This is a genomic window from Muricoccus vinaceus (genome assembly GCF_042433125.1).
GTDB classification, from domain to species: domain Bacteria; phylum Pseudomonadota; class Alphaproteobacteria; order Acetobacterales; family Acetobacteraceae; genus Roseomonas; species Roseomonas vinacea.
In genome coordinates, this window is the sequence record NZ_JBHLVZ010000046.1 from 1 (window position 1) to 2,514 (window position 2,514).

A 2,514-nucleotide genomic window follows, 5' to 3' on the forward strand; every position below is an offset into this window, starting at 1 on the left:
CAGGTGTCGCCCAGCTTCGGTCGGCGTCGCCGCAGCTTGGCCGCGAAATCCGAGCCGAACTTGTGGCACCAGTTCCGGATGCTCTCGTGCGTGACGGTGATGCCCCGCTCCGCCAGGATCAGTTCCACGTCCCGCAGGCTCAGGCTGAACACGTGATACAGCCAGACCGCGTGGCTGATGATCTCCGCCGGGAAGCGGTATCCAGGATGGGTGGCGGGGTCTGACGTCGTCCCGTCAGACTGCGTCGGCTCGGTCATTCCGAACAACGCCCTTCAACTTGCCAATGCCTGGGCGAAACAGGGGCCACTGCAGTTCTTGCAAGGGCCGAAGCCATGAGGGCACTTTAACAGGGCCGTAGGGTTTCTACGCCAGGAACCCTATTGCTTCTCAGTAGACAAGATCGAAATGAGTGAGGAGGGATCGGTGAAGTTGCCTAGTCAGACAGCCCACAGGCTTAAATTTAGGTGGCTCAAAATAAGATGGTATTTTCAAGCCACCACCCTCGCCTTAATGCTTCTTATAAATCAGGTAGTCTTTGCGAAACTAGAACGCCCAAAGATTTTGTTCCTTGGCGACTCTATCACGCATGGACGTCTTGACCGACAGAGCTATCGGTATCCCTTGTGGAAGTTACTCGCATCGCACGGGCAGCCTTTTGAGTTCGTCGGTTCACAGACTTCAAATCATGACGGTAGTCCGCCATTTCCAGATCTGAATGGACAGTCGTTCATTAACCGGCATGAAGGGCATTATGGGTGGCGTGCAGATCAAATTCTGGAAGCTCTTCCATCATGGCTCAGCTCATATACACCAGATATAGTCATACTCCAAATCGGATCGAATGACATTGGCGCAGGCGATTCGGTTGTTCAAATTGCAAGCGAAGTGTCGATGATCATCGCAAGGCTCAGGCAAGCGAACCCATCGGTATCAATTTTGCTAACCAATGGAACCCCTACGACCGGAAATCGCCGGGTGGGCCATACGGCCATGAAGAATGAATACACAAGAACCGCCGAGCGCGAGAACACGCAGGTCTCGAAAGTTTACTTGGTTGATACTTTCTCTGGATTTAATTCTTTCTTTTTAGCGGACAGCGTTCACCCCAACGAAAGAGGCGAGGATTACATCGCCCGCAGAATCTATCCAGTGCTTGTGTCAGCGCTGCAAGAAAAGTAGATCCCAGACGACCCCGAGCAGGCGAGCTGCACATTCTTGGGGCAAAATGTTCAAAAGATAAGGTTCATCCGTCGGAAACGTGCGAGTCTTGCAGCATTCCAACTGGAAGTTGCGTGGAGGCCGCTATGATGCAAACGCGAGCCCGTGATCTTATGAACCCCGATGTTACCACTGTGCCGCCAGGAGTGCCTGCTTCCGATCTTGCCCGCATGTTTGCAGATCGCGGCATCTCAACGGTCGCCGTCGTGGATCCACAGGGAACGTTACAAGGCATCGTCACAGAGGCTGATCTGATCCGCCGTCTAGCGGATGAGGATGATCAACCCCGCGCGGGCTGGCTCGGTCGGTTTCTTTCCAGCCCAGACAACATGGCGGAGCGATACGTTCGGAGCCACGGCACCACTGCCGAGGATCTAATGACGAAGCAGGTCATAACGGTGGGACCAGAGGACAGTGCTACCCACATTGCACGCCTCATGGAAGACCACAATATTCGTCGTGTATTGGTCACGGCGGGCGGCCAACTTCTCGGCGTGGTCGGTCGCGCGGACTTGGTGCGTGCTCTAGTGAAGCCGACAGGCGCATCGCCTGCAGAGTTGTCCGACGAAGGTATCCGTCAGGCCTTACTCACGGCAATGAGGCGCGAAGCCTGGGCTACCACTGGCAACATCGCAGTGGGTGTCCGGGATGGGGTTGTGGAGTTCACTGGTTTCCGCCACTCCGAAACCGTTAGCCACGCGCTTCACGTGCTCGCCAAGAGTGTGCCCGGCGTGAAGCAGGTAGTTGATAGCACCTTGCGACGGCCCGTTGTCTTTGGTCCCTAAAGCTGTGCGCAACCTTGGTGCATGGATCGGATCTGATACCGCCAAGCGGATGAACAGACTCTGGTGTGATTTCCGCGTGGACGGGGATGGTAGTTCGCTTCTGGCTTGACCTGGCGAGGCATTGGCAAGTTGTTTGACGAGAAGGCAAGTTCGGCCGCGTGACTGAGGGTGCGGCAGGATCATGATGCCGTTTGGACGCAGGTTTCCTGCTGCCAGATCCAGAAGGCCTTGGTGCGGGCTCGCCGGTACTTGGTAGCCGTCATCAGGTGCCGGCGAGGACGTAAGTGGCCATAGATCATGCTGTGTGCCGAGAGGAACCGTTGGGCCTGCTCGGCCGACTTGAACCGTTGCATCTGCCGCTCCCACCGTCGGGTGGGTCGGTGGGAGTTCTCGGCGCGGTTGTTCAGGTAGCGGCTGCTCCGGTGTCGGACCTCGGGTAGGAGTTGGGACTGTCGGAAATTTATGGGATGGCCCGCCCCTCACTCCTGCTGGGGTAAGCTGGCCGGGCATT

At 56.6% G+C, this 2,514-nt stretch carries 3 protein-coding genes and 1 pseudogene; 2 read left to right on the plus strand and 2 right to left on the minus strand.

Going from position 1 to position 2,514, the window contains the following annotated elements:
* Window positions 1–257, minus strand: a pseudogene (locus tag ACFFIC_RS16405) (hypothetical protein); the annotation flags it as partial.
* 166 nt (window positions 258–423) lie between these two features.
* Here ACFFIC_RS16405 and ACFFIC_RS16410 point away from each other — a divergent pair.
* Complete coding sequence (locus tag ACFFIC_RS16410; protein WP_377052257.1) at window positions 424–1,179, plus strand: SGNH/GDSL hydrolase family protein; 756 nt, start codon at window positions 424–426, stop codon at window positions 1,177–1,179.
* A gap of 125 nt (window positions 1,180–1,304) precedes the next feature.
* Window positions 1,305–2,003, plus strand: a complete 699-nt coding sequence (locus ACFFIC_RS16415; RefSeq protein WP_377052259.1) for a CBS domain-containing protein — start codon at window positions 1,305–1,307, stop codon at window positions 2,001–2,003.
* A 179-nt stretch (window positions 2,004–2,182) separates the two neighbouring features.
* Here ACFFIC_RS16415 and ACFFIC_RS16420 read toward each other — a convergent pair whose 3' ends face one another.
* Window positions 2,183–2,467: a DDE-type integrase/transposase/recombinase gene (locus tag ACFFIC_RS16420; RefSeq protein WP_377052261.1), complete on the minus strand. Its 285-nt coding sequence runs from the start codon at window positions 2,465–2,467 to the stop codon at window positions 2,183–2,185.
* Between the last annotated feature and the right edge of the window lie 47 nt (window positions 2,468–2,514).

Bases quoted from the DNA above. Each gene is read 5' to 3' on its own strand.
- ACFFIC_RS16415 (WP_377052259.1), top strand. From the start codon at position 1,305: ATGATGCAAACGCGAGCCCGTGATCTTATGAACCCCGATGTTACCACT.